Here is a 22,751-nt window from a genome sequence, read left to right as displayed (position 1 = left end):
AGTAAAGGCCGGCACAAAGGCCGGCCTTTCAAATCATCTCTGCCGAAGCAGAACTTATGCGCTTTCCTTCGGCGTCAGAACCTGACGGCCGCGATACATACCGGTCTTCAGATCGATATGGTGCGGACGACGCAGTTCGCCGGAATTCTTGTCCTCGACATAGGTCGGGGCCTTCAGACCGTCAGCAGAACGGCGCATACCGCGCTTGGACGGGCTTGTTTTTCTTTTCGGTACAGCCATTTCACTTACTCCACATGACGGACAAAACAGATTCCGCGGCCCGGTGAGGCCGAACAGCATCTGTCTCGATCTCGGAATTTTGCGGGCTTATACATGCCCCGCTGGGCTTTGACCAGTCCCCACAGCATTTTTTTCGCGCTGGCCTTACGAAACCGGCATCACACCTCATCTTCGGGTACGATCCAGGTTTCCGCCTTCGCCGCTTCACACCACGCAATCCAAGCCGTATGAGACTGAACGACCGACATATACTCCAGTGTATCCTCATTGGAAACGAGGTCATAGACATCGAAACGGCTGACTACCGGCGCATACATGGCGTCGGCGGCGGAGAACCGGCCGAACAGGAAAGGCCCGCCGGAACGCCGGCGCATGTCCCGCCAGATCTCCTCGATCCGCCTGACGTCGTCTCCCACGCCCTCGGATAGCTTGATCTTGCCCTTTTCACGCCGGATGTTCATCGGGCATGCATTGCGAAGCGCTCGAAAACCGGACAGCATTTCCATCGAAATCGACCGCGCCATCGCCCGGTCGCCAACGTCTTCCGGCCAGAGCCCCGCATCTGGGAATAGCTCGGCTGCGTATTCCATGATCGACAGCGACTCCCAGACCCTTAGCGCGCCGTGATGCAGCACAGGCACCCGCCCGGTCGGCGAGATGTCCCGAAAGAGCGGATTGCCGGCCGCAAAATCGAAGGGGATTAGCCTTTCCTCGAAAGGAATGCCGGCCGCCGTCAGTCCGATCCACGGCCGCAGTGACCACGACGAATAGTTCTTGTTGCCGATATAGAGAACGAGACCTTCCATTGCCTTCCCCCGCTGGTTTCATTCGCGAGAGAGCTTAAGGACGAGAAAGGTTCAGCACCAACAAATCTTTTGGAGGTCACTCATAAAGGCAGGTGATGTAATCGCCTGAACGCTTGGCGCGGCGATCGACCACGCCGGCCAGACGCTTCATGCCGCTGCCCGGCTTGCTCGCCACGCGAGTAATCGGATTGGGAAGAGAAACGGCGAGCAGCGCCGCCTGCCGCGCATTGAGCTTCGCCGCCGGGATCTTGAAATGATGCTGTGCCGCGGCCTCGACGCCGTAAATGCCCGGACCCCACTCGGCGATGTTGAGGTAGATCTCCATTGTCCGCTGCTTTGACCAGATGGCGTCGGCAGCGATCGCCAACGGCAGTTCCATCGCTTTTCGCAGCATCGAGCGGCCATTCCAGAGGTAGAGATTCTTTACCGTCTGCATCGGGATGGTGCTTGCGCCGCGCGTGGCTTCGCCGGCAAGCGCATCGTCGATCACACCCTTCATCTCGCCCCAGTCTACGCCGTGATGCGAGCAGAACTGGCCGTCTTCCGACATCATCACCGCGCGCACCAGGCTTGGAGAGATATCCTCGAATTCGACCCAGCGGCGATCATATCCCTGGAAGGTCGCGAGATCGGCGAGCATCAGGGTCGAAACGGGATGAATGAAGTCGAGACGATAGAGGACGATCAGCGCATAGGGCAGCAACAGAAGTGCAGCCACGACGCCGGCGATCCGCTTTGCCATCTGCGGTATCCGTCGCGCCGGCACCGGCTTCTCCTCCTCCGGGCGCACGTACCCGATATCGCTGTCCTCAGCCAATGAAACCCTGTCCGATGTTAGACTTCCCGTCCCTCTTAAAGCATGTCGCGTAAATGTGTGCAGCGGTTTTGCGACAACGACATGCGATAAAACAAAAACTGAAAGCGCATGGATCCGATCTGAAAGATTGTGACGTGGCTTTACCTGCCCTTTGAGGCCAATGCCAGACCGCTCTGGCACCCGGCTCGCCAAGCCCCCAGATTCCCGTTGCCTGCGCCTGAAGAGCATGCCAAATAGCCGCCTTATGAGCCCGACGACACCTTCCTTCGAAAGCCGCCTGCTGACAACCGCTTCAAGCGTGGAAGCCCTTCTGGATGAACTCTTGTCGTCCGGCGGCCAGACCGGCGAAATTACCCGGCCGCAGCGCCTGCTCGACGCCATGCGTCACGGGGCACTGAACGGCGGAAAGCGCATCCGTCCCTTCCTCGTCGTCGAAAGCACCGCACTGTTCGGCGGCAATGCTAAGGCGGCGCTCCGTGTCGGTTGCGCGCTCGAATGTCTTCACAGCTACTCGCTGGTGCATGACGACCTGCCGGCAATGGACGACGATGATCTGCGCCGCGGCAAGCCGACGGTCCACATCGCCTATGACGAGGCGACCGCCATTCTCGCCGGCGACAGCCTTCTGACCTATGCCTTCGACGTGATTGCGGCGCCGGAAACGGCTCTTTCCGACCGCGCCCGGGTCGAACTGGTGCTGGCGCTCGCCCGCGCCGCCGGCATCGGTGGCATGGCCGGCGGTCAGGCCCTGGACCTCGCGGCCGAGAAGCAGGCGCCGGACGAAGCCGGTATCGTTCTTCTGCAGTCGATGAAAACCGGCGCGCTCCTGCGGTTCGCCTGCGAGGCCGGCGCCATCATTTCGGAAGCACCAGGGGAAGATCGCGACCGCCTCAGGCGTTTCGGTGAGGTGATCGGCCGCGCCTTCCAACTGGCCGACGACCTGCTCGACCTCACCTCCGACGCCGCTACGCTTGGCAAGGCGGCCGGCAAGGACGCCGCTCGCGGCAAGGGAACGCTGGTGGCGCTCAAGGGGCAGGAATGGGCGGAAGCCGAACTCGACCGGCTGGTGGCGGAGGCGGAAAGCCTGATCGGCCCCTATGGCGAGAAGGCTGAAACCCTCATCGAAGCCGCCCGTTTCATCGCCAACCGAAAGCACTGACATGAGCAAGTTCTGGTCGCCGATCGTCGCCTCGCTCGAGCCCTATGTCGCCGGGGAACAGCCCGCGATCGCAAACCTCGTGAAGCTGAACACCAACGAGAACCCATGGGGTCCCTCCCCGCAGGTGCTGGAGGCGATCCACGCCGCGACCAATGACGATCTGCGCCGCTATCCCGACCCTTCTGCAAGGGCGCTGAAGGAGGCTATCGCCCGCTATCACGACGTGACGCCGGAACAGGTCTTTGTCGGCAATGGCTCGGATGAGGTTCTGGCCTTCATCTTCGCAAGCCTGTTGAAGCACGATGCGCCGCTGCTCTATCCGGACATCACCTACAGCTTCTACCCGACCTACAGCCGCCTTTTCGACATCGAGACGCGTACGATCCCGCTCGACGCGGATTACCGCATCCGCCCGGAAGACTATGACAGCCCCTGCGGCGCGATCATCCTGCCCAATCCGAATGCCCCGACAGGCATCGGCCTACCGCTTGGCGATATCGAACGGCTCGCCTCCGCCCATCCCGATGAGGTCGTGGCGGTAGACGAAGCCTATGTCGACTTCGGTGGCGCAACGGCGATCCCGTTGGTCGCCACAAACGAAAACGTCATCGTTATCCGCACCTTCTCGAAATCGCGCTCGCTCGCCGGTCTCAGGGTCGGCTACGCCATCGCCCAGCGTCCGCTTATCGAGGCGCTGGAACGCATGAAGGACAGCTTCAATTCCTATCCGCTGGATCGCATCGCGCAGGTTGCCGCCGTCGCCTCGATCGAGGATGACCCCTGGTTCACCGCCCGCCGGGACGAACTGATCGAAAATCGCCGCCGCCTGACGGTGGAGCTGGAAAACCGCGGCTTCGTGGTGCTGCCGTCGCAGGCGAATTTCGTCTTCGCCCGCAAGCCGGGTTTCGAAGGCAAGGCACTGGCCGCCGCGCTGCGCGAGCGGGCCGTTCTGGTGCGCCACTTCGGCAAGCCCCGTATTGCCGACTTCCTGCGCATTTCCATCGGCACCGAAGCCGAATGCCGCCGCCTTGTCGAAGCGCTCGACGACATTCTCTGACATTGACCAAAGAAGAAGGCGTCGCCCGGAAGCGACGCCTTGAATGATCCCATCGGGAACGGCCTGCTGGCCGGACCGTCAGCCCTGCGTGATCGGCGCGATCTGGATCTCCACGCGGCGGTTCTGAGCGCGTCCGTCCGGCGTCGCGTTGGATGCGATCGGTTGGCTTGGACCAAAACCGACAGAGGAAACGCGACGCTGGTCGAGGCCCTGACCGTAGAGGTAGTTGGCGACCGAGTCGGCGCGGTTCTGCGACAGCTGCTGGTTATGCTGCAGGCTGCCGGTCGAGTCCGTATGGCCGTTGATGTCGACCAGGGTACGGTTGAACTTGTTGAGCACGATCGCGACCGAGTTCAGCGTCGGATAGAATTGCGGCATCACAGCATACTGGTCGGTGGCGAAGGTGATGTTGGACGGCATGTTGAGGATGATCCGGTCGCCGACGCGGGTAACCGAGATGCCGGTTCCCTGAAGCTGGGCGCGAAGCTCGGCTTCCTGCTGGTCCATGTAGTTGCCGATCGCGCCGCCGGCCAGAGCACCGATGCCGGCGCCGATCAGGGCCGCATTACGGCTCGACCGTCCGCCACCGCCAACGACTGCACCGCCAACTGCACCGAGAGCCGCACCGAGCACTGCGCCGCCAGCTGTATTGGAAACCTTCTGCTGACCGGTATAGGGGTCGGTTGTGGTGCAGGAGGAAAGGAAAATCGCGGCGAGCGCGAGGATCGAAAGCTTCTTGATCATCTTCGGAATCACTCCCAGTGGAACTCGGAAGGCCTCAACAGCCCAATTGCGGCAATATGAAGTTGTGAGACCGGCGATCTTACTCGGCGGCGCTCTTTCTGCCATAGCGTTTTTCGATGTAGTCGTTCACCAGCGCTTCGAAATCGGAAGCGATGTTGGGACCCCGCAGCGTCATCGCCTTCTGCCCGTCAATGAAGACGGGAGCAGCCGGGGTTTCGCCCGTACCGGGGAGCGAGATGCCGATATCGGCGTGCTTGCTCTCCCCCGGTCCGTTGACGATGCAGCCCATGACTGCGACGTTGAGCCCTTCGACACCCGGATAGCGCTCGCGCCACACCGGCATGTTCTTGCGGATGTCGTCCTGGATGCGCTGGGCGAGTTCCTGAAACACCGTCGAGGTCGTGCGCCCGCAGCCGGGACAGGCCGCGACCACCGGAATGAACTGGCGGAAGCCCATAACCTGCAGGATTTCCTGCGCCACCTGCACTTCCTTCGTGCGGTCTCCATTCGGCTCCGGTGTCAGCGACACGCGGATCGTGTCGCCGATACCGTGCTGCAGCACGTAAGCCATGGCCGCCGAGGACGCCACGATGCCCTTCGACCCCATACCGGCCTCGGTCAGGCCGAGATGCAGGGCATGGTTGGAACGTTCTGCCAGCATCGAATAACAGGCGATCAGGTCCTGCACCTGGGAAACCTTGGCCGACAGGATGATGCGGTTACGCGGCAGGCCGATCTCTTCGGCAAGTTCGGCGGAAAGAAGGGCGGACTGCACGATCGCCTCGCGCGTCACCTGCCGGGCGGAAAGCGGGAAGCCCTCTTCTTGGTTCTTGTCCATCAGCCTGGTCAGGAGTTCCTGATCGAGCGAGCCCCAGTTGACGCCAATGCGGACAGGCTTGTCATAGCGGATCGCCATCTCGACGATATCGGCGAACTGCTTGTCCTTCTTGTCCTTGAAACCGACATTGCCGGGATTGATGCGATACTTCGCCAGAGCCTCGGCACAGGCCGGATGATCGGCCAGAAGCTTGTGGCCGATATAATGGAAATCGCCGACCAGCGGCACATCCATTCCGAGCCGCAGCAGCCGCTCGCGGATCTTCGGCACGGCAGCGGCACTCTCGTCACGGTCGACCGTGATGCGCACGATCTCGGACCCGGCCTTGAAGAGCGCCGCCACCTGGGCGACCGTCGCATCGATATCGGCGGTATCGGTGTTGGTCATCGACTGAACGACGACGGGTGCGCCGCCGCCAACGATCACGCCGCCGACATCGACGGCCACGGTTGCGCGGCGCGGTTTGGGATCAAATTCGTCTGCTGAAGCCATCGGAGTCTCTCGAACGGCAGAAAACTGCTGGACTGAGGTGGATCAAACGGGATCGCTTGTCAACCACGGGCTAAAAAACCCTTTACGTCTCGAGCGGCGCGATCAGCATGCGCACGAGCACTGGCAGCTTGCGGGAAAGCACATCGATGCCGGGCGTCCGCATCTTCATGCCCTCCACGGCATCAAGAAGAATTGATGCGATTTCCTGCAGGGAAACATGGCCTGAAGCAGTGCCGATCTGGCCCGCTTCGGCGGCAGCCAGCAGGCCAGTGGCGATTTCCGTCTCGATGGTCGTCATCCAGGCAAGGAACAGATCGCCGGAAAATTCGTGATTGACGTCAAAGAGTTCGGCGCCATGCGGCGTTCCCGCGATTTCCTCATGCGGACGCAGTATCCCCTCGATCAGCGCCGCCTCGACCTGGCCGCTGAGCGAGCCCCGCCCGTCGAAACACCCAGCCACCTTCACCCGCATCTCCTCCATCTTCACCTCGACGCAGGCGCGAAAGACATCCGCCTTGTTGCGATAGAGAAGATAGAGCGCCGGACGGGAAAGCCCCGCGGCACGGGCGATGTCGTCCATCGTCGTGCGCTTGTAGCCATAGGCCATGAAGGTGGCGAGCGCCGCCGCCAGCACCGTCGCCCGCTTGTGATCGGTCTTCAATTCATCCATAATTGACGTTCTGACATATTTTGTTATTTTGTCATAGCGATAGTCTCAAGCGACCCTAAACCAGGAGGGCAACGAAGTGAACCTGATCGTCAACGGCACCACCCATGCCATCGAGGTGGAACCCGACATGCCGCTCCTGTGGGCGCTGCGCGACACCCTCAACATCAAAGGCCCGAAATTCGGCTGCGGCGCCGGGCTTTGCGGCGCCTGTACCGTCATCATCGACGGTGAGGCCGTGCGCTCCTGCCAGATTGCGGCGGCCGACGTCACCTCACCCGTCCGCACCATCGACGGCCTTGCCTCGGGTGACACCTTGCACGCGGTTCAGCAGGCATGGATCGACGAACAGGTGGCGCAATGCGGCTATTGCCAGGCCGGCCAGATCATGAACGCCGTGGCCCTGCTGGAAACCAATCCCTCCCCGACGGACGAGGATATCGACACGGCCATGTCCGGCAATCTCTGTCGCTGCGGCACCTATCCACGCATCCGCGCTGCCATACACAGGGCGGCCGGCCAGATGGCGGGAGCGTGACCATGGCGAGCATCGGCAAGATCGCGCGACGCACCTTTCTCCTCGGCACCGCCGCTGTCGCAGGCGGCGTCGCCTTCGGCTACTACAGCTACCGGAAACCCCTCGCCAATCCGCTGAAGGACGAGCTCGCCGAGGGCGAAGCAACCTTCAATCCCTACGTCAAGATCGGCTCCGACAACCGCATCACCATCATCGCCCCGCGCGCCGAGATGGGACAGGGCAGCTACACCACGCTTGCCGCCCTCGTCTGCGAGGAACTCGACGTCCTGCTGGATCAGGTGGTCATTGAGCATGGCCCTTCCGCGCCCGCTTATTACAATGCGGCAGCCATGCGCGAAGGTGCGCCGTTTCCGCGTTTCGACGAAAGCTTCCTCGCTGAGAGCCTGCGCAGCACCATGGGAGTGGTCGCCAAGTTCGTCGCCTTGCAGTTCACTGGCGGCTCGACCTCGATGATCGATGGTTTCGAAAGGATGCGCCACGCAGGCGCCGCCGCGCGCGAAACCCTGAAGCAGGCCGCCGCCCGCCGGCTCGGAGCACAGGCCGCGTCGTTGACGACGAAGGACGGCATCATCACCGATCCCGCATCAGGCCAAACACTCTCTTACGGAGACGTGGCGCTGGAAGCCGCGGACCTTGTGCCGCCATCCGATATCGTCCTGCGCGAACGGAAAAACTGGAAGATCCTCGGCAAGCCGCAACCGCGCAAGGACATGCTGGCCAAGGTCACCGGCGCACCGATCTATGGCGTCGATGTCGACCTGCCCGACATGCTCTACGGCACGGTCAGGATGAACCCCAGTCCCGGCGGACGGATGAAGGACTTCGATGCCACCACAGCACTCGCCATGCCGGGCGTAAAGAAGATCGTCGCGATCGATAGCCCTTACGGCCATGGCATCGGCGTCATCGCGGATAACACCTGGCGAGCCTTCAAGGCGGCGGAAGCAGTCAACATAAAATGGGAAAAGGGACCTATCCCGCCCTCATCCGCCGATATGGAGGCCTTGCTTACGGAAGCCCTCAAGGGAACGGATTCCTTCAGCCTGCGCACGCTTGGCGATCCCGACCTCGTATTCGCCGACGCCCCGCATGACAGCATCGTCGAAGCGGAATACGACGCCCCCTTCCTCTCCCATGCCGCCATGGAGCCGATGAACGCCACCGCGCGGCTGAAGGACGGCCTTCTCGAAGTCTGGGCACCGAACCAGGGACCGACGCTGATCGACGCGGTGGGTTCGCGCATCACCGGCCTGCCGAAGGAAAAGATCAGGGTCCATACCACCTTCCTTGGCGGCGGCTTCGGACGCCGCATCGAGCCGGATTTCTCCGACTATGCTATTCGTCTGGCGCTCGAAGCCGAAGGCCGGCCGGTCAAGGTGACCTGGACCCGCGAGGAGGACATGACCCACGGTCCTTATCGCCCGGTGGCCAAGGCACGCTACAGGGCATCCCTCGACGAGAAAGGCATTCCCCGAGCGCTTGTGGGATCCGTCGCTTCGCCGTCGGTGATGACCAGCGCCGTCGGCCGCTACTATCCCGATATCCCCATGGGCGGTCCGGACAATGCGCTGATCGACGGCGCCTTCAACCAACCCTATGGCATCGAGAACTACCGGATCGACGGCCGCAAGGTGCCGCTGGCGGTTCCGGTCGGCTTCTGGCGTTCGGTCGGAAACTCCTACAACGTCTTCATGCATGAAAGCTTCATCGACGAAATCGCCCATGCCGGCGGGCGCGATCCCCTCGATCTCCGTCGGGAGCTGATGGCGGATTTCCCCGTCGCCCGCGCCGTGGTCGAAAAAGCGGCCGACATGGCCGGGTGGACAACGCCCGCGCAACCGGGCCACGCCCGAGGCCTTGCCTTCTCGCTCTCCTTCGGCACCTGGGTCGCCGAAGTGGTGGAGGTCTCCGGGCAGGACGGCGCGATCCGCATCGAAAACGTCTGGTGCGCCGCCGATCCCGGCCTCGTGCTCGATCCGCTCAACTTCAAGGCCCAGATGATGTCCGGCATCGTCTTCGGCCTGTCGGCCGCCATCGGCCAGCAGATCACCTTTGCCGATGGCGCGGTCGAACAATCAAATTTCCATGAGCACGATGCGTTGCGCATCGATAAGTGTCCGAGGATCGAAGTCGAGCTTCTGGAAAACGCCCCCCACATGGGCGGCGCGGGAGAGCCCGGTACGCCGCCGTCGATGCCGGCTCTCGGCAATGCCATCTTCGCGCTCACGGGCAAGCGGCTGCGCCGCCTGCCTTTCGCAAACGAGATCGAATTCGCTTAGGCGTTCGCGCGCTGCTCGGTATCGCCGACCCGGTCCGCATGACGAGCAAGACCCGACAGCGCTAGTACGACGAGGCTGAGCAGCGACGCGCCGGTATAGATCGTGGCAAGCGAAGTGTACTCGGCGATGAAGCCGATGAGCGATGGCGCAAACAGGATACCGGAATAACCGAGCGTGGTGACGACCGAAAGCCCGATCCCCGGCGCAAGTCCGGGGATATTGCCGCCGGCCGAAAAGGCGATCGGCACCATGTTGGAAATTCCGATGCCGGCAATACCGAAGCCGATCAGCGCAACCGTTACATTGGGTGCCTGTCCTGCGATGATGAGACCGACGAAAGATATGACCGCGCAAATCCGCAGCGTTCTGACCGCACCCAGCCTGTCGCGCACCAGATCGCCGGCAAAACGCATAGCCGACATGGCGAGAGAAAAAGCGGCAAAGGCGAAGCCGGAAAGCGCGGTCGGCGCATTGAGTTCGTCGCGCAGGTAAAGTGCACCCCAATCGAGAATGGAACCTTCAGGAATCATCGAAAAGAGAGCGACGATGCCGATCAGCCAGGGCAGCGGCGAAAGCGGAAAGCGGGCGCGCTCCCGCTGTTGCGACGGATGCGGCGCGTCGGAGAAAATCATCGGCCGGATGATGAAAAATAGAGCCAATCCGGCGCTCGCAACGGTCAATGCGTGGCCCAAAGGCCCCATAAACGCGATAAGAATCCCGCCCGTCGCTGAACCTATCAGGCATCCAAGGCTCCAGCACGCATGGCAGGACGACATGATCGAGCGGCGCATCGACCGTTCGACCTCGACCGCGTTTGCATTCATCGCCACATCCATCGCGCCGCCGATGCCCCCGAACAGGAATATGGCGATGGCTCCCGCCCAGACCGAATGAACGAGCGTTAATCCGACGATCGTCGGCAGAAAGCAAAAAGCTGCGACCTGAACGACGCGGCTGGAGCCGAACCGGGCGATCTGCATGCCGGCAATCGGCATCAAAAGAAGTGAACCGATACCGAAAACGAACAGCATGAGACCAAGACCAGCCTCACTGAGCTGCAACGCCGATGAGAAAACGGGGATCTTCGGCGCCCAGGCGCCTATCATCAATCCGTTGAGAAAGAACAGCGCGGAAACCGCCGCCCGGGAGCGCGTGATCAGACGGCCGCCCGCGCCCATTACAGCAGCTTCCTTCGCTATCTCCGCCATTACGTCCTCCTTCGTGTTGGTACAATCCTATTTAAATCGATTGAATTCTCAATGACGGAAGCGGTGCCTTTTTTCACGATTTGTATCTTTGCGACATAGGCGAGTTCATGTCGATTGACAGGAAATGCGGAACGGGGGAGATGTGTTCGCTTACTTCGTCCGGCGTGCCAGCGCCTGCCGCCTCCCTCGATATCCTCCACAGGTGCAAGAGTGAAAACCTCCGTCGGCATCGGCATTCTGCTGACCAGCCTCTCCTATTTCCTGTTCACCCTGCACGACGGAACCATCAAGATCCTCGTCGAAACCACGGCCGTCTGGCAGATCCTGTTCTTCCGCAGCGCCACGATCCTTGCCGGATGTCTGATCTTCGGCGGACCCTCCCTCGTTCGCGAGACGGCCTCCTCCCCGGTCGTGAAACCCATGATGATCCGCAGCATTCTGCTGCTTGCCGCGTGGCTCTCCTATTACAACGCCGCGAAATCGATGCAACTCGCCTCTCTGCAGACGCTCTATTACGCGGCACCGGTAGTCGCGACTCTGCTAGCAGTGCCGATCCTCAACGAAAGGGTGACGCTCCCGCGCTGGCTTGCGGTCATCGTCGGCTTCCTCGGTGTGTTGATCGCCAGCAATCCCATCGGCATGAAGATCACGCTTCCGGTCTATCTCGCGCTTCAGGCCGCCTGCCTCTGGGCCTTCTCGACCGTTCTGCTTCGCCGTACCGCCATGGGCGCGCGCTCGCTGGTGCAGATGACCGTGACGAACAGTTTCTTCCTGCTTTTGACCGGCGCAGTGCTGATCGGTGTCTGGCATACTCCGACACCCGTCGAGCTTGCTCTGTCACTGGCGACCGGCATCATCGGCGGCGGTGCCCAATTCGCCTTCTTCGAGGGTATGCGACGGGCGCCGATCTCCGTTCTCGCTCCCTTCGAATATACGTCCCTCGTTTGGGCCTTCGTGCTCGGCTATGCGATCTGGGGCGACATCCCGGCCGCCAACGTTTTCATCGGTGCAGCACTCATCTGCAGCGCAGGTCTGATCATCGTCTTCAGCGAACGCCTTACGGCAAGGGGCTGAACCTTCCCTTTCGCAAATGGACGTATTTGCTTATTCTCTTGCGCGGAATAAGGCTTGCAAACATATAAATCATCATATATACGAATGTATGAAAGTATTCTAACGGAGGTCTCCATGTCTCTCGATCGTATGGTTCTGGCATTCGCCGGCGTGATGGTTCTTCTTTCTGTCCTGCTGACGATGTTCGTACATCCCCTGTTTGTATGGCTCACCGTCTTCATTGGCGCCAACCTGTTGCAATCGGCCTTTACCGGTTTCTGCCCGGCCGCAATGATCTTCAAGAAGCTCGGCGCCCGCTCGGGAACCGCATTCTGAATTTAATCGCCACGAGGAACAGCACCATGACTGTCCAGCCGCTTGCCCGCCTGACGGCGTTCACACTCACGCTCATGGCAACCAGCGCGCTGCACGCGGAAACCCTTCGCCTCCAGCCGATGAAGGTCCCTGAGTGGAAGGCGGTCTATGGTCGTGTCGAAACCCGCGACAACGTGTCTGCGCGCGCCCGCATCGGCGGAACCGTCATCGCACTCAAGGTAACGGAAGGCGACAGCGTCGGTACAGGTGACGTGATCGCCACGGTCAAGGATGACAAGATCGACTTCCAGATCGCCGCGATCGACGCCCAACTTCAGGGATTGAAGGCTTCGCTGGACAACGCCCAGTCGGAACTGAGCCGTGGCGAGGAACTGATCAAGCGCGGGGTTACTACTGCCCAGAGGCTCGATGCCCTGCGCACACAGGTCGATGTCGTGCGCAACCAGATCGCAGCCGCTGAAGCGCAGCGGTCTGTCTACATAGAGCAGGGCAAGGAGGGCGACGTCCTCGCTCCAACCGAGGGCAAGGTACTGACTGTCCCTGTCACCAGGGATGCCGTCATCATGGCAGGCGAGACCGTTGCCACCATTGGCGGCGGCGGATTTTATCTGCGCCTCGCGATCCCCGAACGCCATGCAGACCTTCTTGGGGAAGGCGCCTCGATAGAGATCGACAGCGGCAATGGTCATCAAAGCAAGGGACGTCTGGCCAAGATCTATCCCGAGATCGACAACGGCCGGGTCATCGCCGATGTCGAGGTCGGCGACCTGCCAACCTCCTTCGTCAACAAGCGCGTCCTCGTGCGGGTTCCGGTTGGGGAGCGCGATGCGCTCTTCCTCCCTAAAGCTGCGTTGCAGAACCGCTATGGTGTCGATTATGTCACCATAAAGAAGGGCGAGGGAACGACGGAGCGCGCCGTCGTGACCGCGAAACCGGTCCAGATCGACGGCCAGCCGATGACTGAAATCCTGACCGGCCTTGCTGCCGGCGACGAGATCGTACTGCCATGAAGATTCCCAGCCTTGGGATTGCTGGCGGCCTGACAAAGAGCTTCATCACCTCGCCGCTTACCCCCCTTTTCCTGCTTGCTGCGCTCGCGCTCGGCCTCATCGCGCTGATAACGCTGCCGCGCGAGGAGGAGCCACAAATCTCCGTGCCGATGGTCGACATCATCGTGCGCGCCGACGGCCTGAAGGCGGAGGACGCGGTCAAACTCGTCAGCGAACCGCTAGAGACCATCGTCAAGGGCATCAACGATGTCGAACACGTCTACAGCACGACCTATGACGACAAGGTGGTCGTCACCGCGCGCTTCATCGTCGGGACTTCCGGCGACAGCGCTGTCCTGCGCGTACACGACAAGATCCGGGCCAACATGGGTTCCATCCCGGTCGGCATTCCCGAACCGCTGGTCGTCGGACGCACCATCGATGACGTGGCCATTGTTTCGCTGACACTCACGCCCTCGGAAGACAAGGGCGCCGAGGTCGACGCCACTGCACTCACCCGCATCGCCCGCGAACTGCGCGTCGAAATGGCAAAGATCGACAATGTCGGCCTCAGCTACCTCGTCGGCGAGGCGGGGGACGCCATCCGCATCGCTCCGGATCCGGAAAAACTGGCGCTCAACGGGGTAACGTTGCAACAGCTTTCCGCTAAGGTCACTGCGGCAAACCGAGCCTTCCCGACCGGCGAGGTCAGGAGCAACAGCCGGCAGATCGACGTTGTCGCGGGAGAAACACTCTCCACGCCCACCGAAATCGGCAACCTGTTGCTGACCACCCGCGACAACCGCCCCGTCTATGTGCGCGATGTCGCCGACGTTTCTTTCGTCAGCGATACGGAAGAAGCCCGCACCTCGACCGTCACGCGGGACAAGAACGGCGAGATGAAGCGTGTTCCAGCCGTCACGCTGGCGCTCGCCAAGCGCGCTGGCGCCAATGCCGTCGTCGTTTCCGAGGAGATCCTCCACCGTGTCGAGGACCTGAAGGGCAAGCTGATCCCGGACAGCATGTCGGTAGAGGTCACGCGCAATTATGGCGAGACCGCCAACGAGAAGGCAAACGAACTGCTCTTCCATCTCGGATTGGCAACGCTCTCCATCATCGCGCTCGTCTGGGTCGCCATCGGCCGCCGCGAGGCCATCGTGGTCGCGATCGTCATCCCGATGACGATCCTGCTCACCCTCTTCGCCGCAAACCTGATGGGCTACACGCTGAACCGCGTCTCGCTCTTCGCCCTGATCTTCTCGATCGGCATTCTCGTCGACGACGCCATCGTCGTCATCGAGAACATCGCACGGCACTGGGGCTTCAACGACGGCAAGGATCGCCGGCAAGCGGCCATCGACGCCGTTGCCGAAGTCGGCAATCCCACCATCGTCGCAACGCTCACCGTGGTTGCCGCCCTGCTGCCGATGATGTTCGTGTCCGGCATGATGGGTCCCTATATGAGCCCCATCCCGGCAAACGCCTCGGCGGCGATGATCTTCTCCTTCTTTGTCGCCGTCGTGGTCACACCCTGGCTGATGCTGAAGATCGCCGGAAAGGCGAAACTGCATCACGACACCACTCACGGCACCGGCGGCCGACTCGGCGAAGGCTATGCCGCGGTCGCCCGCCCGATCCTCGCCTCGAAAAAGGCAAGCTGGGTCTTCCTTCTGCTCGTTGGCGTAGCAACCCTCGGTTCCCTCTCGCTCTTCTATACGAAGCACGTCACGGTGAAGCTCCTGCCCTTCGACAACAAATCGGAACTGCAGGTGCAGATCGACCTGCCGGAAGGCTCGTCCGTCGAGGCAACCGATGCGGTGGCTCAGGATGTCGCCAGGGTGGCGCTGGCCACGCCGGAAGTCATCAGTGTCCAGACCCACGCGGCAACGGCCGCGCCCTTCAACTTCAACGGTCTGGTACGCCACGCCTATCTGCGTTCGAACGCCTATATGGGTGACGTGCAACTCAACCTGACACCGAAGGGCGAACGTGACCGCTCAAGCCATGACATAGCGCTCGACCTGCGCAAGCGGCTCCTGGCGGAAGTCGCCATGCCGGAGGGAACCGTGCTGAAGGTGGTGGAACCGCCGCCCGGACCGCCTGTCATGGCGACCCTGCTGGCGGAAATCTACGGCCCGGATGCCGATACGCGCCGCGCGACCGCCGGGAAGGTGAAGGAAGCCTTCCAGTCCGTGCCCTTCATCGTCGATGTCGATGATAGCTACGGAACACCCGCCCCCCGTCTGCGCGCCACGATCTCAACCGACGATCTCGACTTCTTCGGTGTATCGGAAGGCGATGTCTTCGACACGCTGTCGATCCTCAACGGCACCACAACCATCGGCTATTCTCACCGGGGCGAAAGCCGCGCACCGATCCCGATCGTCATCAGCCGGCCCAAGGGTGCGAAGGTACTGGACGAAAAGTTCCTCTCGACGCCGATCCCCGCCAACCTGCTGCCCGGTTCGCGCTCCGTGGTTGAGTTGGGTGACGTCATCCGCGTGAAGGAAGAGCAGGCCTCATTCCCGATCTTCCGCCACAACGGCCGCTATGCCGAGATGGTCACCGCCGAACTGGCAGGTGATTTCGAGGCGCCGCTTTACGGCATGCTCGCCGTTCAGGATGCGCTGGACAAACAGGATTGGACAGGACTCGAAAAGCCGGAAATTGCCCTCCACGGCCAACCGGCCGATGAGAGCAAGTCCGTGCTTCTGTGGGACGGCGAGTGGGAAGTGACCTGGGTCACCTTCCGCGACATGGGGGCGGCCTTCATGGTGGCGCTGCTCGGGATCTATATCCTCGTCGTCGCCCAGTTCGGTTCGTTCAAGCTGCCGCTGGTCATCCTGACACCGATCCCGCTGACCTTCATCGGCATCCTTGGCGGCCACTGGCTGTTCCATGCGCCTTTCACCGCGACTTCGATGATCGGTTTCATCGCACTGGCCGGTATCATCGTGCGCAACTCGATCCTGCTGGTGGATTTCATCCGCCATGCGGCTTCACCCGAACGTCCCCTGACCGAAGTCCTGATCGAAGCCGGCTCCATCCGCTTCAAGCCGATCCTGCTTACGGCGCTCGCCGCCATGATCGGCGCAGTAGTGATCCTGACAGACCCCATCTTCCAGGGGTTGGCGATCTCGCTGCTCTTCGGGCTGGCGTCATCGACACTTCTGACCGTGCTGGTGATTCCGGCGATCTACCGGGTGTTGCGGACTTGAGAGACGTCCTGCAGGAAAGGCTCCTCATCCGCCTCTCGTTCCTGCTCCGCGCTTGCGGGAGGTCCGCCGGACGGGTCGAGACATACGGCTCGACCCCGGTCGCGTTAGGCTGCGGAGCAGTCCTGCTCCGCGCGTCCTAGAGAACCGCCAACCTTACTTTACGGCCAGCCACCTTTCCGTCAGCTCGACCCAGAAACTGGTACCCACCGGCAGGATGTCGTCGTTGAAATCGTAGCGCGGATGGTGCAGTGGCGGGTCGTTGGGCGTGCGTTGTGTGCCGAGGAAGAAATAGCAGCCCGGCCGCTCTTCCAGCATATAGGCGAAGTCCTCGCTGCCCATGGTCGGTCGGTCCATGTCGTAGACCTTGTCCGCGCCGGCAAAATCGACCGCGAGCGAGCGGATGAAGTCGGTCTCCGCCTTGTGGTTGATCGTCGCGTTGTAGCCGCGCTGGTAGTCGAGCGTGACGCTCATGCCGTAGCTGGCCGCCTGCCCCTCGGCAATGGTGCGGATACGGTCCTCGAGCTGGTCGCGCACTTTGGGATCGAAGGAGCGGATGGAAAGCTTCATCTCCGCCCGCTCGGGAATGACATTGCTCGCCGCGCCCGCATGAAATGCCCCGACCGTGATGACGCTCGGATCGATGGGGTGAATGTTGCGCGATATGATGGTCTGCAGCGCCATGATGATCGAGGCGCCGCAGACGATCGGGTCAGCCGTATCCTGCGGTTCCGCGCCATGGCCGCCGCGGCCGTTGACCGTGATGATGCATTCATCGACTGCCGCCATGATCGGCCCTTCGCGCAACGCGAACTTGCCGAACGGGATTGTCGGGTCGTTATGCAGTGCGAACACCGCATCGCAGGGAAATTTTTCGAAAAGCCCGTCATCCATCATGATCTTGGCGCCGCCGAAATTCTCCTCGGCCGGTTGGAAGATCAGATGCACCACGCCGTCGAAATTGCGGCGCTCGGCAAGAATGCGAGCCGCGCCGAGCAGCATGGCGGTGTGCCCGTCGTGACCGCAGGCATGCATGACGCCGGGGTTCTTGCTGGCATAGGCCGCCCCGGTTTCCTCAAGGATCGGCAGGGCATCGAAATCCGCGCGAATACCGATGCTTTTCCTGCTCGTTCCGTTTCTGAGCGTCGCCACGACGCCGGTCTTGGCCAGGCCGCGATGCACCTCGTAGCCCAGCGCCTCAAGCTGCTTGACCACATAGTCGGACGTATCGAACTCGGAAAGACCGATCTCCGGATACTGGTGGAGATGGTGACGGGTCGCCAGCACATCGGCCATGTAGTTCGAGAATTGTATCGTCATCGTCATGCACCACGGGTTGGAATGCGGTTTTCGAGAAAGCGAAATGCCATGACCAGAAGACCGGTCAGGCAGAGGTAGATCAGCGCTAGCAATAGCAGCGGTTCGTAGGTGAGATAAGTGTCCTGCCGGACTTTCGATATCACGGCATAGACATCGACCACCGTGATGGTGGCAACAAGCGGTGTGGATTTGAGCTGCAACACGGTTTCGCCGGTCAGCGTCGGAAGCGCGCGATGGATCGCCCGCGGCAGCCAGATCCGGCGAAACATCGTTAGCCGGCTCATACCGAAAGCGCGCGCCGCTTCGAGTTCACCCTTAGGCACTCCGGCAAAAGCACCGCGCATCACCTCGCCCTCGTAAGCCGCAAACGACAGCATCAGCGCCGCAAACCCATAGGGCCATGCCTGCCGGAGATAGGGCCAAAGGAAAGACGAACGGATCTCGGGATACTGCGCGAAGAGCGAACCGAGACCGTAATAGAGAAGCCAGAGCTGCAGCAGCAGCGGCGTGCCGCGAATGATCGTGCAGAATATCTTGGCTGGCCAGGCCAGCAGTCTCGGGCCGGTGACCTGTACGAGCCCGATCGGAACCGCCAGCAGAAAACCGAAAAAGGCGGTCGAAAACAGCAACAGCAATGTCTGCCAGACACCGGCGGCAAGACGCCACTGATATTTCGGCAGCCAGTCCCAGCGCATAAACCATGCGGCGCAGAAGACGATCGCCGCGAAGACCGCCATCAGGAGCAGCCGGTGCGGCTCGAAAAGGTGCCGCGCCTTCGGCGGCTGGTAGGCGGGCATTCCGGAGACGGTCTCGGCCATGTCGTTACACCGGCTCCGCAATTCCGCGCCGCGCCCGGCGCTCGATGATCCCGATCACGACGTTGGAGACCAGCGTCAGCAGCAGGTAGAGAACGCCGGCCGCACAGAAGAACAGCATGTAGGCCTTGGTTGTCCCGGCCGCCTGCCGCGTCACCAGCGTCAGCTCGCTGAAACCGACGACCGCCAGCAGAGCCGTGTCCTTGGTGGCGATCAGCCAGAGGTTGGCAAGCCCGGGAATGGCAAAGGGCAGCATGGCGGGAAGCGTGACGCGGGTCATCATCTTGATCGGCGACATGCCATAGGCCCGCGCCGCCTCGATCTGGCCCGGCGGCACGGCCTTGATCGCGCCGCGCAGCACCTCAGTCGAATAGGCCCCCTGCACCACCCCGATGACGAAGATACCGGCGACAAGGCCACTGATATCGACCGTCGGCAGGCCGGCCAGCGAAAGCACCGCGTTCACCGCGTCCGTACCGGCATAATAGAGAAGAAGGATCAGGACCAGTTCCGGCACCGCCCGGATCACGGTGGTATAGACTTCGAGCAGGTCGCGAAGGATCGGCCCGCCATAGAGCTTGCCGAAGGCACCGCCGATCCCGATCAGAATGCCGAGCCCGTAGCCACCCACCGCAAGCTGCAGCGATTGTGCGAAGCCTTGCAGAAGCACGCCACCCCAGCCCGGCGGCGAAAGCGCCAAAAGGCCCAAGTCGAAAAGGCTGCCGGACGCTGCCGCCATCTTGAAACGCCTCGATTGTCAGAAGGCCAGAGAGGGCATGCGACGGAGCCCGCCGCATGCCCGGGAAAACGGTCAGCCGCCGTAGATGTCGAAATCGAAATACTTCTTCGAGAAGGTGTCGTAGGTGCCGTTGGCGCGGATCGCCTTGATCGCGGCATTGACCTTGTCCTTCAGCTCGGTTTCGCCCTTGCGCAGACCGACGCCGACACCCGCGCCGAGAATGGCCGGATCGTCCTTCACATTGCCCTTGAGCTCGCAGCAGGCGGCGCCGACTTCGGATTTCAGGAAGGCGTCGAGCGCGATGGCGTCCGCCTGAACGGCATCGACACGGCCGGCGGCGAGATCCTGGTTCGCCTCGTCCTGGGTCTGGTATTCCTTGATTTCCGAAGCCTTGTCGCCGAAATACTTGTGAGCGTAATCGGCATGGACGGTCGAGACCTGCACGCCGAGGATCTTGCCGGTGAGACCTTCAGGCGACGCATCGAACTTTTCGCTCTTCGGCCCGACAATGCCGGTCGGCGTGTTGTAGTATTTGTCGGAGAAGTCGATGGTCTTCAGGCGTTCCTCGGTGATCGACATCGAGCCGACGATCATGTCGATCTTCTTGGACGTCAGCGCCGGAATGATCCCGTCCCAGGCGACCGGAGTGATGACGCAGTCGAGCTTGGCCTCGGCGCAGATGGCCTCCATGAAATCGACCTCCCAGCCCACCCACTTGCCGGCAGCATCCGGCGAGGCGAAGGGCGGATAGGGTTCGGCGGCAAAGCCAACCTTGACCGGTTCAGCGGCAGCGGTGCCAAAGGCCGCGCCGCCGATGGCCAGTGCGATAAGCGCTATCTTCATTGCATTCTTCATTATGTTCCCCTGTTGTTTTTAGGTTTGATGAAGTCTCAATGGATTGAGCTGATGAATTTCTTGAGCCGTTCGGATTTCGGCGCGCCGAACAGCTGTTCCGGTGGCCCCTGTTCCTCGATCACGCCGTTGGCGAGGAAGACCACATGGTTGGAAACCTCCCGGGCAAACTTCATTTCATGGGTAACTAGGATCATGGTGCGCTTTTCCCGGGCGAGGTCGCCAATGACGGAGAGAACCTCGCCGACAAGCTCCGGATCAAGCGCCGAGGTCGGCTCGTCGAACAGCATGACCAGCGGCTGGATGGCAAGCGCGCGGGCGATTGCAGCGCGCTGCTGTTGCCCGCCGGAAAGAAAGGCCGGATAGGCGTCCCGCTTCTCGTAGAGACCGACCCGCCTCAGCAGCGTCTCGGCAATGGCGACCGCCTCGTCCCTGCGCACGCCCAGCACATGCACCGGCACTTCGATGACGTTCTGCAGCACCGTCATGTGCTGCCAGAGATTGAAGTTCTGGAACACCATGCCGAGCCGGCTGCGGATACGCTGCACCTGCCTGCGGTCAGCCGGCATCAGGCCGCCATGGCCATCCTTCTTCATGGTGATCGTCTCGCCATGGATGGTTACCGAGCCCGCGCTCGGCAATTCCAGCATGTTGATGCATCTGAGGAAAGTGGATTTTCCCGAGCCGCTGCCGCCGATGATGGCGATCACGTCTCCCTGCTTTGCCGATAGCGAAACACCCTTCAGGACCTCGAGCGGACCGAACCGCTTGTGCAGATCCCGCACGTCGATGGCTTGCGCCGATGCGTTCATGAATACCGCCAATGCCCGGAGGCAAAGCCCCGGCAAGATGGTTGCCACTGTTCCCGCCAGCTTCTTGTCTGCCCGGTGCGGCGCTGGATCACGCCCGGTGGATTGACCCGGAGTTTTGCACTTGTGCAGTAATTATTCAAGCGTATAAATAAATCAGTTTGAATTGCGGTCGGGCGAGCCCGACGGGGAACGGGACGGACGCATGAAGAGATACGGCTCTCAGGAAATGTCGGGGAAACTCATGCGGGTTGTAATGCGCCGGCCGGGCCCAAGCCTCCGGAATGCCGACCCTTCCGCCTGGCATTACGGGCCGACCTTCGACGGCGCGAGAGCCGTGCAGCAATACGGGCATTTCGCCGATCTGGTGGCCGGTTCCGGCGCTGAAATCCTCTGGCTTGAGGACCGTGACGACGGTCTGGCGGACGCCATGTTCACCCATGATCCTTCACTGATGACCGACTACGGCGCAATCATTCTCAATATGGGCAAGCCGCTGCGCCAGCGCGAACCGGAACTGCACGAGGAAATCTACGCCAAGGCCGGTATTCCCATCCTCGGCCGCATCGAAGCCCCCGGCACGATCGAGGGCGGCGACTGCGTCTGGGTGGACCGGGCGACGCTTGCGATCGGCCGCGGCGTGCGCTCCAATCAGGCCGGCATTGAGCAGATGGCGGCACTGCTCGCGCCTCATGGCATCACGGTCCTGGGTTTCGACCTACCGCTCTGGCAGGGCGAGGAAGCCTGCCTGCATCTCATGTCTGTCATCAGCCCGCTCGCCGACGATCTTGCGCTCGTCCACGCGCCGCTTTTGCCGGCTACCTTCTATTTCCTCTTGAAGGAAAAGGGCATCCGGCTTGTCGTCGCCCCGGAAGAGGAATTTGCCGCCAGCAACGGCCTGAACCTCAACGTCCTGCCGACTTCGCCACGCAAGGTCATCATGGTGGAAGGCTTCCCCGGAACCCGTGCCGTCATGGAGGCGGCCGGCTGCGAGGTAAAGACCTTTGCCGCAGACGCACTCTGCATCGCCTGCGAAGGCGGCCCTACCTGCCTGACCCGGCCGATATTGAGACTGGCGTCATGAGCCGACGGGTCTTCCATCGCGCTGGGGAGGCGGAGCGGCGGCAGGATCTGATCAGGGCGACGCTGGACTGCATTTCGGAAAAGGGGCTGGAAGGCGCGACCGTACGCGAAATCGCAGCCCGCGCCGGCGTCACCGGCGGCCTGATCCGCCATTACTTCGCCAGCAAAGACCAGATGCTGCAGGCCGCCTATCGCGAGACCATGGCATCGATGACCACGACGGCGATCAGCGCCGCCGGGGCCGAGGTCGGGGTCGGGGGCGCGAGCGAGGTGAAAAGCGCTCGGCTCCGGCTGCATGATTTCATCATCGCCAATGTCAGCCCGCCGGTCACCGATCCGCGCACCCTGTCACTATGGGCGGGCTTCATCGGTCACATCCGCGTCGATCCGGAATTCGCCCGCATCCACCGCGAGAACTACCTGATCTTTCGAGATGCGCTGGAAGAACTCATTTCCGGCTTTCTCACCGAATGCGGTCGTACGCCGGCAGCGGGCGAAAGCCGCAAGCTTGCCATTGCCATCAACGGCCTGATCGACGGCCTCTGGCTCGAAGGCTCGCTCGCCCAGGATCTTTTTGACGAACACGCCCTGCCGCGCATCGCGCTGGAATCGGTTGAGGCCCTGCTTGGCGGCCTGCGCCTCACTGAGGCACTCACCGGGCCGGATGCCGACACCAACAAGAAATGATCGGAAAA

The 22,751-nt window shown here is 61.8% G+C and carries 22 protein-coding genes; 10 read left to right on the top strand and 12 right to left on the bottom strand.

Going from position 1 to position 22,751, the window contains the following annotated elements; all coding sequences use genetic code 11:
- Nucleotides 1-54 precede the first annotated feature (54 nt).
- From rpmF to mtgA, 3 genes are all read right to left on the bottom strand, one after another.
- Entirely contained in the window at nt 55-240 is a 186-nt protein-coding gene (rpmF, locus tag H4I99_RS16485) for a 50S ribosomal protein L32 (protein WP_007604390.1), read from the bottom strand.
- Between the two features lie 158 nt (nt 241-398).
- The gene (locus tag H4I99_RS16480; RefSeq protein WP_163902099.1) at nt 399-1,046 is read right to left on the bottom strand and encodes a glutathione S-transferase family protein; all 648 of its coding nucleotides are present in this window, start codon (nt 1,044-1,046) and stop codon (nt 399-401) included.
- A gap of 76 nt (nt 1,047-1,122) precedes the next feature.
- Nucleotides 1,123-1,788: a monofunctional biosynthetic peptidoglycan transglycosylase gene (gene mtgA, locus H4I99_RS16475; RefSeq protein WP_163905931.1), complete on the bottom strand. Its 666-nt coding sequence runs from the start codon at nt 1,786-1,788 to the stop codon at nt 1,123-1,125.
- A 319-nt stretch (nt 1,789-2,107) separates the two neighbouring features.
- Between mtgA and H4I99_RS16470 the strand changes: the two genes are divergently transcribed.
- Together H4I99_RS16470 and hisC are read left to right on the top strand one after the other, a co-directional pair.
- On the top strand, nt 2,108-3,022 hold the full coding sequence (locus tag H4I99_RS16470; protein ID WP_163905933.1) for a polyprenyl synthetase family protein: 915 nt from the start codon (nt 2,108-2,110) through the stop codon (nt 3,020-3,022).
- 1 nt (nt 3,023) lies between these two features.
- Nucleotides 3,024-4,079 (top strand): histidinol-phosphate transaminase, encoded by a 1,056-nt coding sequence (hisC, locus tag H4I99_RS16465; RefSeq protein WP_163902101.1) that lies wholly within the window; start codon nt 3,024-3,026, stop codon nt 4,077-4,079.
- 78 nt (nt 4,080-4,157) lie between these two features.
- Here hisC and H4I99_RS16460 read toward each other — a convergent pair whose 3' ends face one another.
- The 3 genes from H4I99_RS16460 to H4I99_RS16450 all read right to left on the bottom strand — a co-directional run bounded on the left by H4I99_RS16460 (nt 4,158) and on the right by H4I99_RS16450 (nt 6,823).
- Entirely contained in the window at nt 4,158-4,823 is a 666-nt protein-coding gene (locus H4I99_RS16460; protein WP_163902103.1) for a YiaD family glycine zipper/OmpA-like lipoprotein, read from the bottom strand.
- A gap of 79 nt (nt 4,824-4,902) precedes the next feature.
- Nucleotides 4,903-6,153 (bottom strand): flavodoxin-dependent (E)-4-hydroxy-3-methylbut-2-enyl-diphosphate synthase, encoded by a 1,251-nt coding sequence (gene ispG / locus H4I99_RS16455; protein WP_163902105.1) that lies wholly within the window; start codon nt 6,151-6,153, stop codon nt 4,903-4,905.
- 82 nt (nt 6,154-6,235) lie between these two features.
- Complete coding sequence (locus tag H4I99_RS16450; RefSeq protein ID WP_163902106.1) at nt 6,236-6,823, bottom strand: TetR/AcrR family transcriptional regulator; 588 nt, start codon at nt 6,821-6,823, stop codon at nt 6,236-6,238.
- A 76-nt stretch (nt 6,824-6,899) separates the two neighbouring features.
- On the opposite strand from H4I99_RS16450, the gene H4I99_RS16445 reads away from it, so the two are divergent.
- Together H4I99_RS16445 and H4I99_RS16440 are read left to right on the top strand one after the other, a co-directional pair.
- Nucleotides 6,900-7,358, top strand: coding sequence for a (2Fe-2S)-binding protein (locus H4I99_RS16445; protein WP_163902108.1), 459 nt, complete (start codon nt 6,900-6,902; stop codon nt 7,356-7,358).
- A gap of 2 nt (nt 7,359-7,360) precedes the next feature.
- Nucleotides 7,361-9,637 carry a xanthine dehydrogenase family protein molybdopterin-binding subunit gene (locus tag H4I99_RS16440; RefSeq protein ID WP_163902110.1) on the top strand — a complete coding sequence of 759 codons (2,277 nt, stop codon included), beginning with the start codon at nt 7,361-7,363 and terminating at the stop codon, nt 9,635-9,637.
- Here the strand turns inward: H4I99_RS16440 and H4I99_RS16435 are convergent.
- On the bottom strand, nt 9,634-10,845 hold the full coding sequence (locus tag H4I99_RS16435) for an MFS transporter (protein WP_244625130.1): 1,212 nt from the start codon (nt 10,843-10,845) through the stop codon (nt 9,634-9,636). The two genes, H4I99_RS16440 and H4I99_RS16435, sit on opposite strands and share 4 nt — an antisense overlap.
- Before the next feature lie 210 nt (nt 10,846-11,055).
- On the opposite strand from H4I99_RS16435, the gene H4I99_RS16430 reads away from it, so the two are divergent.
- From H4I99_RS16430 to H4I99_RS16415, 4 genes are all read left to right on the top strand, one after another.
- Nucleotides 11,056-11,919, top strand: coding sequence for a DMT family transporter (locus H4I99_RS16430; protein WP_163902112.1), 864 nt, complete (start codon nt 11,056-11,058; stop codon nt 11,917-11,919).
- Nucleotides 11,920-12,033: 114 nt separating this feature from the next.
- The gene (locus H4I99_RS16425; RefSeq protein WP_163902114.1) at nt 12,034-12,234 is read left to right on the top strand and encodes a YgaP family membrane protein; all 201 of its coding nucleotides are present in this window, start codon (nt 12,034-12,036) and stop codon (nt 12,232-12,234) included.
- Nucleotides 12,235-12,260: 26 nt separating this feature from the next.
- Nucleotides 12,261-13,244 carry an efflux RND transporter periplasmic adaptor subunit gene (locus tag H4I99_RS16420; protein ID WP_186663347.1) on the top strand — a complete coding sequence of 328 codons (984 nt, stop codon included), beginning with the start codon at nt 12,261-12,263 and terminating at the stop codon, nt 13,242-13,244.
- Nucleotides 13,241-16,441, top strand: a complete 3,201-nt coding sequence (locus tag H4I99_RS16415; protein ID WP_163902116.1) for an efflux RND transporter permease subunit — start codon at nt 13,241-13,243, stop codon at nt 16,439-16,441. The genes H4I99_RS16420 and H4I99_RS16415 overlap by 4 nt, the downstream gene beginning before the upstream one ends.
- A gap of 153 nt (nt 16,442-16,594) precedes the next feature.
- Here the strand turns inward: H4I99_RS16415 and H4I99_RS16410 are convergent, their stop codons facing one another.
- The 5 genes from H4I99_RS16410 to H4I99_RS16390 all read right to left on the bottom strand — a co-directional run bounded on the left by H4I99_RS16410 (nt 16,595) and on the right by H4I99_RS16390 (nt 20,976).
- A complete protein-coding gene (locus H4I99_RS16410) occupies nt 16,595-17,758 on the bottom strand; it encodes a M20 aminoacylase family protein (RefSeq protein WP_244625129.1) in 1,164 nt (387 codons plus the stop codon).
- A 2-nt stretch (nt 17,759-17,760) separates the two neighbouring features.
- Nucleotides 17,761-18,576 (bottom strand): ABC transporter permease, encoded by an 816-nt coding sequence (locus tag H4I99_RS16405; protein WP_163902118.1) that lies wholly within the window; start codon nt 18,574-18,576, stop codon nt 17,761-17,763.
- Nucleotides 18,577-18,580: 4 nt separating this feature from the next.
- Entirely contained in the window at nt 18,581-19,312 is a 732-nt protein-coding gene (locus H4I99_RS16400; RefSeq protein ID WP_163902120.1) for an ABC transporter permease, read from the bottom strand.
- 72 nt (nt 19,313-19,384) lie between these two features.
- A complete protein-coding gene (locus H4I99_RS16395; RefSeq protein WP_163902122.1) occupies nt 19,385-20,167 on the bottom strand; it encodes a transporter substrate-binding domain-containing protein in 783 nt (260 codons plus the stop codon).
- Between the two features lie 35 nt (nt 20,168-20,202).
- On the bottom strand, nt 20,203-20,976 hold the full coding sequence (locus H4I99_RS16390) for an ABC transporter ATP-binding protein (RefSeq protein ID WP_163902124.1): 774 nt from the start codon (nt 20,974-20,976) through the stop codon (nt 20,203-20,205).
- A gap of 202 nt (nt 20,977-21,178) precedes the next feature.
- Between H4I99_RS16390 and H4I99_RS16385 the strand changes: the two genes are divergently transcribed.
- Nucleotides 21,179-22,057, top strand: coding sequence for a dimethylarginine dimethylaminohydrolase family protein (locus H4I99_RS16385; protein ID WP_163902126.1), 879 nt, complete (start codon nt 21,179-21,181; stop codon nt 22,055-22,057).
- Nucleotides 22,054-22,743, top strand: a complete 690-nt coding sequence (locus H4I99_RS16380; protein WP_163902128.1) for a TetR family transcriptional regulator C-terminal domain-containing protein — start codon at nt 22,054-22,056, stop codon at nt 22,741-22,743. The genes H4I99_RS16385 and H4I99_RS16380 overlap by 4 nt, the downstream gene beginning before the upstream one ends.
- The last annotated feature ends 8 nt before the right edge of the window (nt 22,744-22,751 follow it).

The organism is Paenirhizobium daejeonense (assembly GCF_014280875.1).
Lineage (GTDB): Bacteria > Pseudomonadota > Alphaproteobacteria > Rhizobiales > Rhizobiaceae > Allorhizobium > Allorhizobium daejeonense.
This window is presented reverse-complemented; position numbering and strand designations above follow the sequence as displayed.